We start from the raw sequence: 17,610 nt of genomic DNA, 5'->3' as shown, positions 1-17,610 counted from the left end.
ATGAGCCACAAGGTTGCGATAGTAACAGACAGTACGGCAGATATTCCCGAAGAACTCATTCGCAAATACGGAATTCACATTGTTCCGCTGCGTGTTCTTTTCGGTGAAGAGACCTATGCAGATGGCGTTGATCTGACTTCGGAACAGTTCTACGAAAAGTTGAAGAAGGTATCTGTGTTGCCTACAACTTCACAGCCATCTCCAACTGACTTCATGAATGTGTACCAAACACTTCTTGATGAGAACCCGGAACGCCCGATTGTATCGATCCACCTGTCATCCGGCATGAGTGGTACCTACCAATCGGCCATGCTTGGCAAGTCTTTGCTGGAGCGTGAGGGTGACATCACCGTGCTGGATTCGAAGTCAGCATCGTATGGATACGGTCTAATGGTAGTACAGGCTGCTGAACTTGCCGAACAGGGCAAGTCAGCAGTCGAAATCACTACTGCCATTGAAGGGATGCAACAATCTCGCAAATTGTTCTTTCTCGTGGATACCCTTGAGTATCTGCAAAAAGGCGGTCGGATTGGCAAAGCTTCAGCCATTTTGGGAACGTTGCTTAACATTAAGCCGATCCTGTCTATTGATGAAGAAGGCGTTATCTACGCAGTTGAGAAAGTCAGAGGTCATAAAAAAGCAATGGCACGCATTATTGAGCTGTTCCAGAAGGATCTTGCAGGCAAACGGGTTAACCTGGCGGTAGGTCATACCGCTGACCCGGGATCAGCGATCGCTTGTGCAGAACAGCTGCGGGGTCATTTTACACTGAATGAAGTGATCTATACCAATATTGGAGCCGTAATAGGCAGTCATGTTGGACCTGGTGTCATTGCGATCTTTATGTGGCCTGTTCCGGAATGAGGGATTAGACATGAAATTGGAAGAAATATCAGTTAAGCAAATTAACGGCGTGAGTGCTCTCAAAGAGGGAGAGCTTCACGCCTTTGGCATCTCTACTGTTAAAGACCTGCTTGAATATTATCCGTTCCGTTACGAGGATTATCGTCTGCGTTCCCTTAGTGAAGTGAAGGATGGGGACAAGATTACGGTCCAGGGACAGGTGATGGGTATTCCTGTATTACAACGATACGGTAAAAAGTCCCGTCTGACCTGTAAGATCATGACGGAAGAGTGGATGATTACAGCAACGTGGTTCAATCGCCATTTCCTCAAAGAGCAGCTTACGCCCAATCGGGAGATTGTGATTACGGGAAAATGGGAACAAAAACGTATGCAGATGACCGTGACTGACTCGGAGTTCCCCGATAAAGGGGATGGGCGTTCAGGTACACTGCAACCTGTATACTCGGTAACCGGCAAGCTGACGCAACAATGGATGAGGAAAACGATCAATCAGGGATTAATCCAATTCGGAGATATGATTCCTGAGATTCTGCCTCAGTCCTTGATGAAGAAATATAGCTTGATGCCTCGTAAACAAGCGATTGCTGGAATTCATCGTCCACAGGACAACCGGGAAGGTCAACAGGCCAGACAGCGGATGGTGTATGAAGAGCTGTTTCTGTTCCAGTTGAAAATGCAGGCGTATCGTGCGTTGAACCGAAATCGCATGGATGGTGTAGTGCATACCACGGACAATACGACGATTCGTGAGTTTGTACGAAGTTTACCTTTTGAATTAACAGATGCACAGAAAAAGGTGGAGCTTGAAATTCTGCATGATATGCGTTCGCCCTATGCGATGAATCGTTTATTGCAGGGTGATGTGGGATCGGGTAAAACGGTTATTGCGGCAATTGCGCTATACACAACTGTTCGATCCGGTTTCCAAGGGGCTCTGATGGTGCCTACAGAGATTCTGGCGGAGCAGCATATGCGCTCACTGCAAAAGCTGTTTGAACCGTTTGGGGTAACCTTAGGGCTGTTAACGGGCAGTGTAAATGGACGCAAACGTAAAGATCTGATCGCCTCGTTGCAAATGGGCATGATTGATATCGTGGTGGGTACACACGCCCTGATTCAGGAAGATGTTTTCTTCCGTGATCTGGGTCTTGTGGTGACGGACGAGCAGCATCGCTTCGGGGTGAATCAGCGCAGCGTTTTACGACGCAAAGGATATAATCCGGATGTGTTAACAATGACGGCAACGCCTATTCCCCGGACACTGGCCATTACAGCTTTTGGGGATATTGAAGTATCCACGATCTCAGAGCGTCCGAAAGGACGGATTCCCATCTCCACGTATTGGGTCAAACACGATATGATGGAGCGGGTGCTCGGGTTTATCTCCAGAGAAGTGGATCAGGGGCGTCAGGCTTATCTGATCTGTCCGCTCATTGAAGAGTCGGAGAAGTTGGATGTGCAGAATGCCATTGATCTGCATGTGCAGATGCAGCAGAACTTTCCAAAATATCGTGTAGGTCTGCTGCATGGACGGATGACAGCCTTGGAGAAAGAAGAGATGATGCGATACTTCTACAGCAATGATATTCAGTTGCTTGTCTCCACCACCGTTGTCGAGGTCGGGGTCGATGTGCCAAATGCCACGTTGATGGTCATTATGGACGCGGACCGCTTCGGTCTCTCCCAGCTGCATCAGCTTCGTGGTCGGGTCGGTCGTGGTGCGCATGCTTCCTATTGTGTACTCATTGCTGATCCCAAGACGGAGGTCGGACAGGAACGTATGAAGGTTATGACGGAAACGGAGGATGGATTCGAGGTATCCCGGCGTGACCTCGATCTCCGGGGTCCGGGTGATTTCTTTGGTACCAAACAAAGCGGATTGCCTGAGTTCCGTCTTGCCGATATGGTTGCCGATTTTGCTGTGCTGGAACAGGCCAGAGATGACGTGACCCACTTAATTGAGGATGCGACCTTCTGGACCTCTATGGACTATGCACCTCTGCGTGATTTCCTGCAGCAACAGCAAGTATTCAAGGGTGATCTGATTGACTAATGTATGCCATAATAGCGAGTTTTTCGTATTACCTTTGTAAAAAATGACAAGTGTACAAGCCCTCCCGACATATGAATAAGAAGTGAGTTCATTCTTTTGGGAGGTGCTATACGTTTTGGGTTACCAACAATATGGAATTAGTCCGCAGCTGGTGGAGCGGATCAAATTAAAGATGAAAAATCCCGCTGTCAAAGAGCGTATCAAAAAGTTGATTGATGGCGTAACCAAGTCTGATCTGCAAGATAAGGCCAAGGTCAGAAGGTTGGTTAAGTCTTCCGCTGTCATTATGAATGAGAATTTCTCTCCGGCGCAGGAGGAGCAGTTTGTTGCGTTTGTGCTCGCGCAGAAGATTGATCCAAACAATACGTTTCATTTGATTAAGCTGTGGGGGATGTTTAGGTAGGGATTCGATGTAATGTTGGGTGGGATAAAGAGCGTTGTTTACACGGGGGCACTACGAGTGCAGTACCATCTTTCGATCGCTGTTATCCCCGGATTTTTTTGATTCCCTTTTCTAAAGGGTAAAATCCGGGGATAAAGGCGCACGCTTCGCTTCTTCAGATTGGTTCTGCCCTCTCTGTTGTTGTGTAAACGAAAGTACTTTAGAAAAGCCAAATTACACTCAAGTTGGTGTGGTAATGTAAAGAAGGGTGTTCCATTAAGTCATCTGACTAATGGAACACCCTTTTTTTGGTGGAGGTAGGGATGAAGATCGTTTTAGTTGGGCTTTAAATGGTGTTTATGTATTTTCATCCGCTACATTTTTACTTTTATCCTGGAAAGAGCTGATGAATATTAAAGTTATGAGTAGAACTACAATTATAGTGCTATTGGAAGGGGATTCTTTGAGTATGTAGTCTTGCACAAGTAAGACCAAGATTGAGATAAATATAATAATTTGCAGGACAAGTCTTGTTGAGCGATCAGGGTTATTGGATCGTCTGGAGACAGCATATAGGGTAAGCCATATTAGGCTAAAAAGTAGAAGTGAACCCAGGAGTAGAATGGCAAGCATGCATGAACACCTTTCTGTGATTAAATTCATCAATAATTGGAATAACATGACAACTGATTATAACATAGGTTTTTCTGGAGTCGGACATTTTCATAGAAGTTAAGGGATGAACTATGGTGTGCTTGGTGCAATATAGTTGATGTATTTTCACAGGATGGACTTTGCTTTCCTTCAGGTGGAGCGGTAAACTGTTGCATACGAGCCTTTTGGATTAATGTCCTGGATTTTACTCAAAAAGGCGTGGCTATGTCGGTATGTATTTTATTTTCAGATAGATGTGGAGGAAGTACGATTGGAGATGTTTACGATGCTGCTGGGTTTATTTGAACGGGCGGCGCTGTTGATTATATTTTTATTCTTTCTGTCGAGGGTGCCGAGATTTAGGCAGATTCTGCAAAAGGGGAAATTAAGGTGGCAGGAATATATTGCGGTTACCTTGTTATTCTGTGCTTTTGCCATCTTCGGGACATATACGGGCATTAATGTTGAAGGTTCACTGGTGAACGTGCGGATCATCGCCGTGTTATCGGGTGGTATTTTGTTCGGAGCGCCTGTGGGTATTATTACGGGTATTGTATCTGGGGTGCATCGGTATTTGATCGATATGGATGGAGTCACAGCTATACCGTGTCTAATCACAAGTATCCTGGCAGGTCTGGTCTCTGGATATATACATAAGTACACGCCCAAGCCTAAACGATGGATTATCGGCATTGGTGCCGGAATGATCTGTGAAGCGCTGACGATGTTATTAATCCTGCTATTTTCCTATCCCGATCCACTGGGTGCCGATATTGTCTCGCAGATTGCGCTGCCTATGATTCTGGGTGAAGTCAACATTGGGCTGATTGTGCTCTTGGTGCAGAGTGTTGAAGGGGAAAAGGAAATGATTGCAGCCCGTCAGGCGAAGCTTGCATTGGAGATTGCGAACAAAACCTTGCCGTATTTCCGTTCAATTGATGAGGATTCTCTGCGCAAGATCTGCCGAATTATTCAGGAGGATATTCAGGCTGATGCGGTTGCAATTACGGATACCCGGAATGTACTGGCTTATGTAGGATTTGGTGAGGAACGATATCATATTGGTAATGAAATTATAAGTGAGATGACCAAGAAGACGATATCTAGCGGGGAGATTACGATCAGTAATGATGTCATTGATGAAAAAACACCCGATATCCACTCGCTGTTAATCATTCCGCTCAAAGAACGAGGAGATATTACAGGTGCGCTCAAAATCTATTATCGCAAAGCGTACAAAATTACGTATCCATTACAAACGATGGCTGTAGGTCTATCGCAGATCATCTCGACCCAGATGGAGGTATCGCGGGTAGAAGAGATCAAGGCTGCTGCCAAGAAAGCAGAGCTGCGTGCATTGCAGACGACCATACATCCTCATTTTCTATTTAATGCGCTAAATGCGATTGCATCGTCCATCCGAACCAAACCGGATCGAGCGCGCGAGTTGATTGTGAATCTATCCGGGTACATGCGTTACAATCTGGAGCTGTCGGATGAGTTAATTGATATTCATAAGGAACTGGAGCAGGTCCGCAATTATGTAGAGATTGAGAAAGCTCGCTTTGGCAGTCGACTTAATGTGATCTATGAGATTGATGAGGTCGCGGTGCATATTCCGAGTCTTGTTATCCAACCGCTCGTCGAAAATGCAATTATTCATGGCATTCTCAAGGTCAAAGGACCCGGGACTGTTCGAATTCGGGTACAGGATTATCCGGAGTTTGTACGAATCAGTGTCAGTGATACAGGAGCAGGCATCAGTGCAGATATTATTGAACGTGTCTACCATGACCGTATGCCTGGTAACCAGATCGGGCTATATAATGTGCATCGCCGGGTCAAACTTATTTACGGACAAGGTGTAACCATTACTAGGCTGGAACAAGGAACCGATATTTTATTTGATGTGCCCAAAGGAGATGTCGTAACAAGGTGATGATGGATCAATGAGAGCTCTTATTGTGGAAGACGAGATTCTGGCAAGTGAGGAATTGAATTATTTAATCCAGGAACATAGTCAGATTGAGGTGGTGGATCGCCTTGAAGACGGGCTGGATGTACTGAAGTTTTTGCAGGAACAAGAAATTGACGTCATTTTCCTCGATATTAATATTCCCTCGCTGGATGGCATGATGCTGGCCCATCATATTGGGAAGTTTGCAATTAAACCCTATATTGTATTTACTACGGCGTACAAGGAACATGCAGCAGAAGCTTTTGAGTTGGAGGCGTTTGATTATATTCTGAAGCCGTATGACGAGAAACGAATTGCTGCAATGCTCCATAAGCTGGAGCTCGCATTCAAACGTGATCATACGCCGGTGGAGCAACATGTTGAGGATGGACCAGCTACTATGGTGGACGGATCTGCTGCACAGGGAGATCTGTTACGAGAACGAGATACGAATTCCCATACAGACAGAAGAATTAATCTGCTGCGGAATGACAATATTATTGTTACGGATACGGCAGACATCTACTATGCGGAAGCGCAAGAGAAAGTGACGAAGGTATATACCAAAAATGGGGAGTTCACCATGCCAGTGAGCATATCGGATTTTCACAGCCGTCTGCCACAGGATATGTTCTTTCGCTGCCACCGTTCGTACGTCGTAAATCTGTCGCAAATCCGTGAAATTGTACCTTGGTTTAACAATACGTATCTGCTCCGTCTGCGCGATTTGGAAGCTGAAGTGCCCGTGAGTCGCGGGAAGGTCAAAGAATTCAGGCAACTCATGCGCATCTAGAAGCATTTCATTCCGCATCTGATGCAACTCATGCTCAAAACGGTGTGATGAATCCCCTTTCATGTATGATTAGCTTGTGAACGCATTCATGTATATGACATCGGCAAAGGGGAGATCACGATGAAAGCAACAATTTCATCCGTTTCATCAACACCTGAATCAACATCTGCACTTACAAAAATGAACCGCTGGCTTATTGTTTTGGGGACCATCATTGTACAAATGGGTCTTGGAACCATCTATACTTGGAGTTTATTTAATCAACCGTTGTCTGATCGTTTCGGATGGGACGTCAGCTCGGTCGCGATAACTTTTTCAATTACCAGTTTTGCTTTGGCATTTGCCACATTGTTTGCAGGCCGGTTGCAGGAACGTTGGGGTCTTCAGCGCCTGATCCGTGTAGCCGGGGTTGTGCTTGGGCTGGGTCTTATTCTGAGTTCCCAAGTCACCTCGTTAACACTGCTGTACATTTTGGCTGGATTTGTCGTTGGTTTTGCAGATGGTACGGCGTACATTACGTCGCTGTCTAATCTGATCAAATGGTTCCCGGAGCGTAAAGGTCTGATCTCGGGGATCTCGGTCGGAGCCTTTGGTACTGGTAGTTTATTGTTCAAATATGTGAACACGGCATTGATTGGTGCCGTTGGTCCTGCTCAGGCATTTATGTACTGGGGCATTATCGTTCTGGTTCTGGTCGTTGCGGGATCATTCCTGATCCGTGAAGCGGTTGTTCGTGAACAGGCTCCGGCAAGCAAGGAAGGATCCAAACAAGTCGTGGCACGTCATGATTACACGGTGAAAGAGATGCTGCGTACAAAAGAAGCGTACATGCTGTTTGTTATTTTCTTCACGGCGTGTATGAGCGGTTTGTATCTGATCGGTATTGTCAAAGATATCGGTGTACAGCTTGCAGGTCTTGATGTAGCTACCGCTGCGAACGCAGTGGCCATGGTTGCGATCTTTAACACGGCAGGACGTATTATTCTCGGTGCGCTGTCGGATAAAGTAGGACGAATGAAAGTCATCGCTGGTGCGCTGCTGGTTACAGCCGTAGCGGTCATGACACTTAGTCTGGTTCCACTGACCTTCGGGATCTTCTTCGCATGTGTGGCGGCCGTTGCATTCTGCTTTGGCGGTAACATTACGGTATTCCCGGCGATTGTGGCCGATTACTTCGGACTGAAAAATCAGAGCAAAAACTATGGTGTCATCTATCAGGGATTTGGATTTGGTGCTTTGGCTGGATCATTCATCAGCGCCCTGCTGGGCGGATTCCATTTAACCTTCATCGTGATTGCTGTACTCTGCGCTGTCTCGTTGTTGCTCGCACTGATCATCACCCCTCCAGGTGAAGGTCGTCGTGCACGTCAACGTGAAAAACAGATGAATCTTAACCCTTCATCACGGGCAAGCTAACAACATGCACTGGAAGTACGGAACAGAGAATATTTCTTCATCTTAAAAAGCAAATTAAAAAATAAAGTAAACAAAGCGGTCTCCAGATGAGGCCGCTTTTTGGTATCTACAGTTGTCAGATTGCCGGACTGTTAGCCTATCGGACCATCTGGCTGCCTGCAAGCGTGGTGCCTTGTGTGCATTCCATCATTCGCATCTGTTATACTCTAGGTGAATTCATCAAGACTAAGACCAAGTTATGTACCCCAGAGGAGGCATATCATGAAGTTCATTAAATACACACAACCTGATTTTGATGATTATTATGCATTGGTTTCCAATATGGAAGTAATGAAACAGATTACAGAACGTGCAATACCTGAGCAAGAGGCGAGAACACAATTCGAGTCCATGCTGGAGTTTAATGAGCGTTCCACTTGCGGACATTACCGGGTATTCAGTGAAGATGGGGCCGGTGTAGCGTATGCCAAATTGATTCCGGATCAGGAGGACCCGACCAGGGCTGAGATAGGTTACATGATCCTGCCTGAACATTGGGGCAAAGGTCAAGGCACATCCATAGCGTCACGGTTGATTATACAGGCACAAGCCGCAGGGATGGGATCACTCTATGCAGTTATCGATCCGGGTAACGCTGCTTCCCGCCGGATCTTGACCCGCCAGAACTTTGTATCCACCTGGACAGGCGATTACGATGGTCTCCCCGGCGAGATTTTGGAGTTGAATCTTCAAATGAAGCGGTAAAGGAACTGTTCTGAGGGTAATCAGATGTTTATATAGAGATGTGGAGGAGATGACATATGAGCAATTCAACCATGGAACGTCTGAATGCATTGCTGCCGGAGTGGCTGGAGACCAGTCGTTTGCACACCGGGCAGGGTAAGGTGGCTTCTTATATTCCAGAGCTTGTCAAAGCCTCTCAGGATGAGCTTGGTATACATATCATGGACGCTGAAGGGAACTATGTGTCGGCAGGGGATTGCGGTGTCCCATTTACGATGCAAAGTATCTCCAAAGTATTTACCCTTATTCTGGCTTTAATGGATCATGGAGAAGAAGCGGTCTTCTTTAATGTAGGAAAAGAACCCACAGGCGACGATTACGATTCGATGGTTAAGCTTGAACTAGTCGAACCCGGTATTCCATTTAATCCCTTGATTAATGCGGGTGCGATTACGGTGTCCTCGCTTGTTGGAGGAGACTGTAAGGAGGAGAAGTCACGGCGCATTCTGGAGTTTTTCCGCAAACTGGCACACAATGATCGTCTGGGCTATAACGAAGAGGTATTCCAGTCCGAATCGGAGAGTGGTCATATGAATCGTTCACTTGGCTACTTTTTGAAGCACAACGGAGTCATTAAGGATGACGTTGAAGACGTGCTTAACGTGTATTTCCGTCATTGCTCCATTGAAGTGACGTGTGCAGATCTGTCTCGAATGTCACTCGTTCTGGCCTATAATGGAACAGACCCAATTACGGGAGAAGAACTCATCCCTCGTCGCTATGTTCAGATTGCCAAAACCTTCATGACCACCTGTGGTATGTATAATGCATCAGGCGAATTTGCCATCGAGGTCGGATTGCCCGCCAAAAGTGGAGTATCTGGAGGGATACTGACCCTTGTACCGGGACAATTCGGCATAGGTCTTGTTGGCCCGGCTCTGAACCGCAAAGGCAACAGTATTGCCGGCGTGCATCTGCTCGAGCGTCTGTCGAAGGAATTTGACTGGAGCTTTTTCTAAAAGTTTTTCAGAAAAAAGAAGCTTTACCCTTATATGTAGCCGATGAATCACGTATCTGATATTTTGCTTCTTTAGAACGAAGTGAATGGTCTGGATATGTCTCGTCGGCTACTTTTGGTATTCACTTGGAAGTGTAGGAAGACAGTCCTGCATGGCAACGGGGATGCTGCATCTATCATGGAATATCCACAACATCGGGGTGAGTATATCTCCCTTCAGTCATCGGCTAGGGCCACATCTGTAATGAGGTTCATCTGAATATTCCGGGACCCATCTTCCATCAGTAGTCTGAGGGTTCGGGCAGGGCGGTCCAGCCGAAGCACCTGCCCCGTGTAACGGATATCGTCATGTTCGTGAAACAACGTAATAGTGACCTTATCTCCAAGCATCAACGAGTTGCTAAGCAAACGGGACATTTCTTCCGCGGCCTGGGCATCCAGGGATGGGCGGGTACGAGGAGCAAGTTGTTCCTGATGAAGAATGTAGGCTTCCCGGTGCTCGGGAAGCATCATGCGTGAGGATTCGAAGATACCGTTTTGCTGCAATTTTTTACTCATTTATAATGACCTCCAATTTTATGAGAACGTTCATGGGCTTGGGCGGACGAGCAGAGGGAGGATGCCCGCATGATGGCGGTTTCTCCGTACCTGCGCTTGATATCATCCGTGGCACGTTCCAATTCTCTTTTACGTTCGCGGTCATCAAACCAGGACAGCTGTACTTCGGAATCGGGTACAAGTCCGGTCAGTGACACGCTGATACGGCGGATGGGTAATCCGTCCCAATGGCGCAGGAACAGAGCTGCGGCTGCATCATATACTTCATCCGTAATGTTGGTGGGTTCATTCACCTTCATCTGGCGGGAGAAACCGGTTGGCCGATCATAATCCTGTCCGCGACATCCAACCGAGACCACATGGCCCATGAGTGATTTGTCCCGGGAACGTCGACTGACGAGTTCCGCCAGTTCAAGCAGTACCACTTTGATATCTTCCCAGGAGTCATAGTCCCGGGGCAGCGTCATCTGATGTCCGATCCCCTGCTGCTGATGAGCATATGTCCCGGGTTTGACCGGAGAATCGTCGATACCACGGGCAATACGCCACAGTACCTCGCCATTCACCCCCCAACGTTCTCTTAGTCGGGACAGTGGGGTCTGGGCCAGATCACCGATCGTATGGACCCCCATCTTGTAGAGATGCTGCGCCATGCGGGAACCAACCATGAACATGTCTCGCACAGGCTTCTTCCAGATGGTTGAAGGCAGATCTTTGCGAGGCAGCGTGCAGATGCCCCCGGGGACTTTCTTGGCGTACAGATCACAGGCCATCTTGCTAACAACCTTGGTATCACTGATGCCGATCCGAATGTATACACCCGTCTCATCCATCACTCTGGATTGAATGCTGCGTGCAATCGTCTCGGGACTGCCAAACAGATCCAGGCTTCCGGTGACATCGAGGAACTGTTCATCAATACTATAGGGTTCCACCAGATCGGTGTAAGACTGAAGGATACGCGTAATATGAAGGGACACCCGAATGTACTCGGCCATCCGGGGGCGAACAACAACAACATCCGGACATTTGGCGAGCGCTTCGCCCAGTCGTTCTGCTGTCGTAATTCCATAGGACTTGGCGAGTGGGCAGGCCGCAAGAATAATACCCGAACGGCGAGCCGGATCTCCCGCAACAACGAGGGGGCGGTCATTGTATTCGGGATGTGCAGACTTCTCCACACTGGCATAGAATGACTGGCAGTCTGCCAGCATGATGACACGTCTGTCTTGGCGGGGCATAAGACTTCTCTCCTTATCCGTGATGCTAAGCTCTTCTGTTAAGCATTCATTATCTTCATTTGTTCATTTGAACATCGATAATTAACAGTTTATTTACAGTATGGAACAAGTGTTCTTGTTTTATAAGCATATCTGACAATTCGAAATGCGGCAACCGGAATTATTTTGAAAATTGGACACAATTATGGATTAGCTATATTAGAGGCAGAAATTAGGAAATAAGATGTGCTTTTTTACATTTAATGTGAGAGATCTGTGACCTCTGGGTGATGACCGGGCGTTCATTTAGGTTTTTGTAAAAGGGTTATAAATGGGTACAGTCCTATAGAGGGGGACTGACGTCCTTTTTTGGTTTTCTGCATTTTTCAGAAAACCTTGATGTGACGCGGAATATCGCTGATGCGTTATCGGACTATAGTATCAATTTTGTAATCTTTATGGTTAATACTGTAAAAAGGTCCGCAACTTTAACATATGACTCGCGTTTAATGGGGTATGTGTTCAAACGTAAAACGATGCCTGTACCCGCGTTGCACATAACAATAAAGGTTCCAGAAGTGCAAGATCAGCAGGCATCTAATCCATGCAATTCGAGCAATTATTAGTGTTTGGGAATCAGAGGTATCCCAGAGGCTTCCGAGTGGTAGTTGATGGACCTTTTTACGAATCATGGGCAGAATGTTCCATTTCATGTTTGCTTCCATCAGCCTAGTTACAAATGCAGAGTCTTAGCGCTATAGTGAGAACTACACCGCTGACATCTCTACCAAGCGGACATCCGAAGCGGAATGATTCCTATGCTTCATGTTGGACCATTCGGTGTTGAAGCAGGATGCATAATAGAGAGGTGAGCAATCTAAAGACATGAGCAGACAAAGACGAAGACGCTGGTTATTAACGGTGTTGACAGGAGCAGTGGTGGTGACTGGCGGGATATTTGCCGGATGGCACTATATGCAACCCAAGCTCGTTACGTACACAGCGGAGAACGGCACGGAGATGAAATTCAAGACCGATGGAGACCGGTTCATGGAATACGGGCCAGATGGAACGTGGAGGGAGATGTTCGTCAAAGGTGTCAACCTGGGCGCAACTTCACCGGGGCATTACCCGGGAGAATTCCCGCTGACCAAAGAGGATTACTTGCGGTGGTTCCAGCAGATCGAGGATCTGGGAGCCAATGTAATCCGGGTATACACGGTTCACGAACCGATTTTCTACTCCGCATTAGTCGAATATAACCGCGGCCGGGAGCAACCGTTATATTTTATACAGGGCATATGGTCACCTGAAGAAGAGCTGATTGAGAAACAGGATGCCTATGCAGCCCATATTGAGCAGACGTTCAAGCAGGAGATTGAAAAGGCCGTATCTGCTGTCTATGGCGATGCGGACATTCCTGCCAAGCAGGGAGAGTCCAGCGGCAAATACAAAACGAATGCAGGAAAATACCTGATGGCCTGGCATGTGGGGACTGAATGGGACCCGGCAATGGTAGACAACACAAACGCACAACATGCGGACGTGCCGCAGTACAAGGGAGTTCATTTCTCGGCGAGTCCAGAAGCGTCACCGTTCGAGAACTGGCTGGCAGAGCTGCTGGATCATACGGCGGTCCTGGAGAAGAAGTATGGGTGGGAACATCCGATGACCTTCACCAACTGGGTAACGACCGATGTGCTGGATCATCCCGGCGAGCCGCTGTATGAAGAGGATCTCGTCAGTGTGGATGCCCGACATATTCAGCCGGAGGCGTGGCAGGGAGGTTATTTTGTAGCCTACCATGTGTACCCGTATTACCCGGATCTGTTCCATATCGATAAAACGCTCCAAACCATCAAGGATGAGAACGGTGAGTACAACACGTACAAAAGTTATCTGCGCAAGCTGAAAGCCGAGTTTTCCGATATGCCTGTAATGATTACGGAGTATGGCGTACCCTCTTCTCTTGGTATTTCCCATCTGGGTATGGGAGGACGGAATCAGGGTGGACATAACGAAGTAGAGCAGGGAGATATCGACGCGTCACTGACGCAGGATATCTATGATGAAGGATACTCGGGAGCAATTGTGTTCATGTGGCAGGATGAATGGTTCAAAAAAACATGGAACACGATGCCACTGGAAATCCCGGCTGATCGCCGTGCATATTGGTTGAACGTGCTGACAAACGAGAAGATGTTTGGTCTGCTTGCCATGGACCCGGGTAAACAGGAACAGTTGACCATCGACGGATCACTGGATGACTGGGATGATCTGAAGGATGAAGAGGTCACGACCTGGCAGGGCCAAGTGGACGGCATTCAGGAAATGAAGATGACCCATGATGAAGCCTATCTGTATATTGGGCTGACCTTGGATCAACCGTTTGACTCGGCTAAGACAGTGCTGCGAATTGGGACCGATACACTTGCTGGAGGCAGTCAGCCTGACAAGTTACTCCCGGGCCGGACGCTCAGTGATGGTCTTGAGACGGTGATTACACTGGGGCAGGATGAAGAATCTCAGGTGGAGATCGCCAAGGATTATGACTTTAATCAGCGTCTGTATGGCAAGGATGGATACGACATGCTGCCAGATCAGCAGTCAGACTCCACAGATCCGTTCCACCCATGGAATCTGGCAGTTAGCCTGAGGATGACACCGCCGGATACCCGATCTGCTCAACCGTTCATGAATGAAAAGGTCGGAACATTGAAACGGGGAACGACAGCTCCCGGTCAGTCAGATACGGATTCATTAACGGCATGGCAGTATAACGGCAATCAAGTGGAGATGCGAATTCCCTGGATGCTGCTTGGGTTCGGTGATCCGAGTTCGCTGCAAGCGATTGACTATGGACCGCTCAAGAATGGACGTGAGTTCTCCACAGTTGCTGTGGAAGGCGTTACCCTCATTCCGTGGTTAACGGACCGCGCCACGAAGAAAGTATCTTGGCCTGGGGGTGAACAGACGACCCTGGATCTGAAGACATTGCCGGTATATAGCTGGCAGCCTTGGGAGCAGGTGCAGTATAGTGAACGCCTGAAGCTAAGCTACGAAAAAATGAAGAAGAGTTATGAAAAAATTCCTAGTTTTCAGATCGAATAAATGAGTATAAAGGAGGACCTTTTCACATGTTTCCAAGTTTGGCTTTGGCCTATCTGTTTTTGTACATCTGTATCGCACTTGTTGTTGTAGGCGTCATCGTATTGTTTGCCATGAAAATGTCCCACAATGGCAAACGACGTAAGACGGCGTTTTATGAATTGAAGCAGCGTGACTATTTCACCTATCTGCAAACAGCCTTGACTGAGAATAGTCCACTCAGATTGCCACCAGGCAAACTGGCTCCGCTGGAACGCAGAGTCATTCAGGACAGACTGATTGAATGGATCGACCAGTTCAAGGGTGAGTATCGCGACAAATTAATCGCACTGTGTCGTGAAGCAGGATTCGTAGAGCATGATCTGAAGGAACTGGGCCGTCTGCGTTATGGTCGTCAGATTGATGCGGCTTATCGCTTGGGTGGCATGCGTTGTCCCGAAGCCGTTCCGGGTTTGATGGAATTGCTGAAGGATGAGAAACCGGGCCCGATGGCCATTATGATTGGTCGATCCATCTCCAGATGTACGACTCGGCAAGGTGAACTGAAAGACATGCTCGCTTTGCTGTTAACCAAAGGTAAGTCCATTCACCATCTGGCAGCAGATATTCTGCTCGAAACGAGTCTGGATACGAGCAGAATTCTAATTGAATTGCTGGAAGACCGGAATCCTGATTTTGTCAAAGTCGGACTGGTTGCCATGTGGGGACAGGCTGTACCTGAAGTGATGCCTGCACTCGACAGACTGGTAGGCGCAGAACATCAGGATGTACGTGCCGAGGCGGTGAAGCTGTATCTTAGCGCAAGTCCGGCACTCCGGGATGAGACAATCCTGAAGCTGATCCAGGACCCCGATCCGGAAGTTCGCGCCGAAGTGGTACAAGCGCTTGGTTACAAGCATGCATCTGGCAGCATTCCATTGCTGCGCAAAGCGCTTCGGGATGAAGACTGGAGAGTTCGATATAACAGTGCGGAGAGTCTGAGCAAGCTCGGTGAACCGGGATTCGAAGCGCTGTGTCAGGCTGCGGTGCAAGGTACAGTTGCTGAGCGCGAGATTGCGATGCAGCAGATTGAGAGTACCATGCAGCACACGAGAACCGATGACAGAGCTGTAGAGCAGATGATTGCACATAACAAAAAAAGACTGCTGTACGATCGCTATTTTGGCCCTGTACGAGAGAACAGAACCAGCAAGAAGCGCACAGGTGTCGCTACGGTAGGAGGGGATTACACTGCTTAGGGATCTACTATTAATCTACGGCATGGTCGCAATCTACTATGTTGTTTTTGTAAATACGCTCTATTTTTCCATTCTGGCCTTATCGTTCCGTAACATCTGGACGATCTTCCGGCGGTCGCATTATTCCAAATACAATACATTGTCAGGCTCGGAACTGGTACCTTCGGTTTCTCTGCTGGTACCGGCATACAACGAGGAACTGACGATTATTGAAAATGTAAACTGCCTGATGACGCTGAATTATCCAACGTATGAAGTCATTGTTGTGAATGATGGCTCCAGTGATGCGACACTGAATATCCTTTTGGAAGAATATCGTCTGAAGCCAGTACCCAATACGAAGATTCGGGGCAAGATCGCCTGTCAGAAAATTCGTGGGATCTACCATAACCCGGAGTTCCCGGATCTGTATGTCATTGATAAGGAAAACGGCGGTAAGGCCGATTCCCTCAATGCCGGGATCAACCTGTCCCATTATCCGTTGATCTCTTCCATCGATGCCGATTCGTTGCTGGAGAAGGATGCCCTGATCCGCATGGCACGCATGTATATGGAGAATCCGGAAGAGACGGTAGCCATCGGTGGAGATGTAAGGATCGCCAATGGCTGCAAAATTGAAAACGGGGCAGTGCAAGATGTATCGCTGCCACGCAAGATCTGGCCCATGTTCCAGTCGATTGAATATCTCAAAGCCTTCCTGGGCGGACGGATTGGCTGGAGTCACATGAACGGGCTAATCATTGTCTCCGGTGCCTTCGGCATGTTCCGTAAGGACGCTGTAATCGCCGTGGGTGGATACCGGGATGGTTATCCTGGGGAAGACATGAACATCATCATCAAACTTCACCGTTACATGCTGGAAAACAAATTGAAGTACCGCATTGCCTTCTGTCCTGAGGCCGTATGTTGGACGCAGGCACCGGATTCCTACCGGATCTTGTCCAGTCAGCGTAAGCGCTGGGGCCGCGGGAATCTGAAGAACATGATCGAGAATCGTGGCATGTTGTTCAATCCAAAATATAAGGTTATGGGTATGGTGACCATGCCATATAACGTCCTTTTTGAAGCGCTCAACCCGTATTTCCGGATTACCGGACTTCTGGCTCTCGCTGGATATGTCCTTCTGGATATGACGCAATGGCCGATTCTGGTTCTGTTCGGACTGCTGAACTTTGTGAGTGGTTATCTGCTGAGTGTAGGCGCACTTGTCCTGGAGGAGATTGCTTTCAAACGTTACAACAAACTCTCCGATCTGGTCAAAATGCTCGTCTACTCCGCGCTGAAATTCGTGGGTTACCACCAGCTCGGCGTACTGTGGAGATTGCAGGGTCATGTGCAGTTCATGCAAAACAACAACTCATGGGGTACCATGACACGTCAAAGCTGGTCCGAGGATGAGAAGAAAACAAGCGAAGCCGCTTGATTAAAGAATAATCAAAGCAATTATATGTCCAACTAGACATTTACACGATAACGGAGAGGGCAGAAAAAGTCTGAAGAAGCGAAGCGTGCACCTAAAAGCTTTCTGAAAGAAAGCTGCATCGAAAGCATACCTTTATCCCCGGATTTCCCCTTGTATAAAGGAATCAAAAAATCTGGGGATAACAGTGATCGAAAGGCTGT

13 protein-coding genes are annotated in these 17,610 nt (G+C 47.7%); 11 read left to right on the top strand and 2 right to left on the bottom strand.

Annotation, left to right across the window (positions count from 1 at the left end; all coding sequences use genetic code 11):
• From MHB43_RS21785 to glsA, 8 genes are all read left to right on the top strand, one after another.
• On the top strand, window positions 1-864 hold the full coding sequence (locus MHB43_RS21785; RefSeq protein WP_339177795.1) for a DegV family protein: 864 nt from the start codon (window positions 1-3) through the stop codon (window positions 862-864).
• Window positions 865-874: 10 nt separating this feature from the next.
• Complete coding sequence (gene recG / locus MHB43_RS21780; RefSeq protein ID WP_339177792.1) at window positions 875-2,920, top strand: ATP-dependent DNA helicase RecG; 2,046 nt, start codon at window positions 875-877, stop codon at window positions 2,918-2,920.
• Between the two features lie 115 nt (window positions 2,921-3,035).
• Entirely contained in the window at window positions 3,036-3,323 is a 288-nt protein-coding gene (locus tag MHB43_RS21775; protein WP_036614589.1) for a stage VI sporulation protein F, read from the top strand.
• A 919-nt stretch (window positions 3,324-4,242) separates the two neighbouring features.
• A complete protein-coding gene (locus MHB43_RS21770; protein WP_405132458.1) occupies window positions 4,243-5,895 on the top strand; it encodes a LytS/YhcK type 5TM receptor domain-containing protein in 1,653 nt (550 codons plus the stop codon).
• Between the two features lie 10 nt (window positions 5,896-5,905).
• Entirely contained in the window at window positions 5,906-6,706 is an 801-nt protein-coding gene (locus tag MHB43_RS21765; RefSeq protein WP_405117973.1) for a LytR/AlgR family response regulator transcription factor, read from the top strand.
• A 180-nt stretch (window positions 6,707-6,886) separates the two neighbouring features.
• Window positions 6,887-8,122 carry an OFA family MFS transporter gene (locus MHB43_RS21760; RefSeq protein WP_036675050.1) on the top strand — a complete coding sequence of 412 codons (1,236 nt, stop codon included), beginning with the start codon at window positions 6,887-6,889 and terminating at the stop codon, window positions 8,120-8,122.
• Window positions 8,123-8,383: 261 nt separating this feature from the next.
• On the top strand, window positions 8,384-8,866 hold the full coding sequence (locus MHB43_RS21755) for a GNAT family N-acetyltransferase (RefSeq protein WP_405117972.1): 483 nt from the start codon (window positions 8,384-8,386) through the stop codon (window positions 8,864-8,866).
• A 56-nt stretch (window positions 8,867-8,922) separates the two neighbouring features.
• A complete protein-coding gene (glsA, locus tag MHB43_RS21750) occupies window positions 8,923-9,864 on the top strand; it encodes a glutaminase A (protein ID WP_405117971.1) in 942 nt (313 codons plus the stop codon).
• A 215-nt stretch (window positions 9,865-10,079) separates the two neighbouring features.
• Here glsA and MHB43_RS21745 read toward each other — a convergent pair whose 3' ends face one another.
• Window positions 10,080-10,421 (bottom strand): YolD-like family protein, encoded by a 342-nt coding sequence (locus MHB43_RS21745; RefSeq protein ID WP_405117970.1) that lies wholly within the window; start codon window positions 10,419-10,421, stop codon window positions 10,080-10,082.
• Window positions 10,418-11,662: a DNA polymerase IV gene (locus MHB43_RS21740; protein ID WP_339177784.1), complete on the bottom strand. Its 1,245-nt coding sequence runs from the start codon at window positions 11,660-11,662 to the stop codon at window positions 10,418-10,420. The genes MHB43_RS21745 and MHB43_RS21740 overlap by 4 nt, the downstream gene beginning before the upstream one ends.
• A gap of 864 nt (window positions 11,663-12,526) precedes the next feature.
• Here MHB43_RS21740 and MHB43_RS21735 point away from each other — a divergent pair.
• The 3 genes from MHB43_RS21735 to MHB43_RS21725 are packed head-to-tail and all read left to right on the top strand — an operon-like array spanning window position 12,527 to window position 17,410.
• Window positions 12,527-14,752 (top strand): hypothetical protein, encoded by a 2,226-nt coding sequence (locus tag MHB43_RS21735; protein ID WP_405117969.1) that lies wholly within the window; start codon window positions 12,527-12,529, stop codon window positions 14,750-14,752.
• A gap of 26 nt (window positions 14,753-14,778) precedes the next feature.
• Entirely contained in the window at window positions 14,779-15,987 is a 1,209-nt protein-coding gene (locus MHB43_RS21730) for a HEAT repeat domain-containing protein (RefSeq protein WP_036614555.1), read from the top strand.
• A 22-nt stretch (window positions 15,988-16,009) separates the two neighbouring features.
• Window positions 16,010-17,410 (top strand): glycosyltransferase, encoded by a 1,401-nt coding sequence (locus MHB43_RS21725; RefSeq protein ID WP_174806433.1) that lies wholly within the window; start codon window positions 16,010-16,012, stop codon window positions 17,408-17,410.
• Window positions 17,411-17,610: the final 200 nt, after the last annotated feature.

The organism is Paenibacillus sp. FSL H8-0317, from assembly GCF_045040685.1.
In the GTDB taxonomy this organism is placed as follows: domain Bacteria; phylum Bacillota; class Bacilli; order Paenibacillales; family Paenibacillaceae; genus Paenibacillus.
The sequence above is the reverse complement of the archived record's forward strand: the minus strand, read 5'-3'. Positions and strand labels throughout refer to the sequence as shown.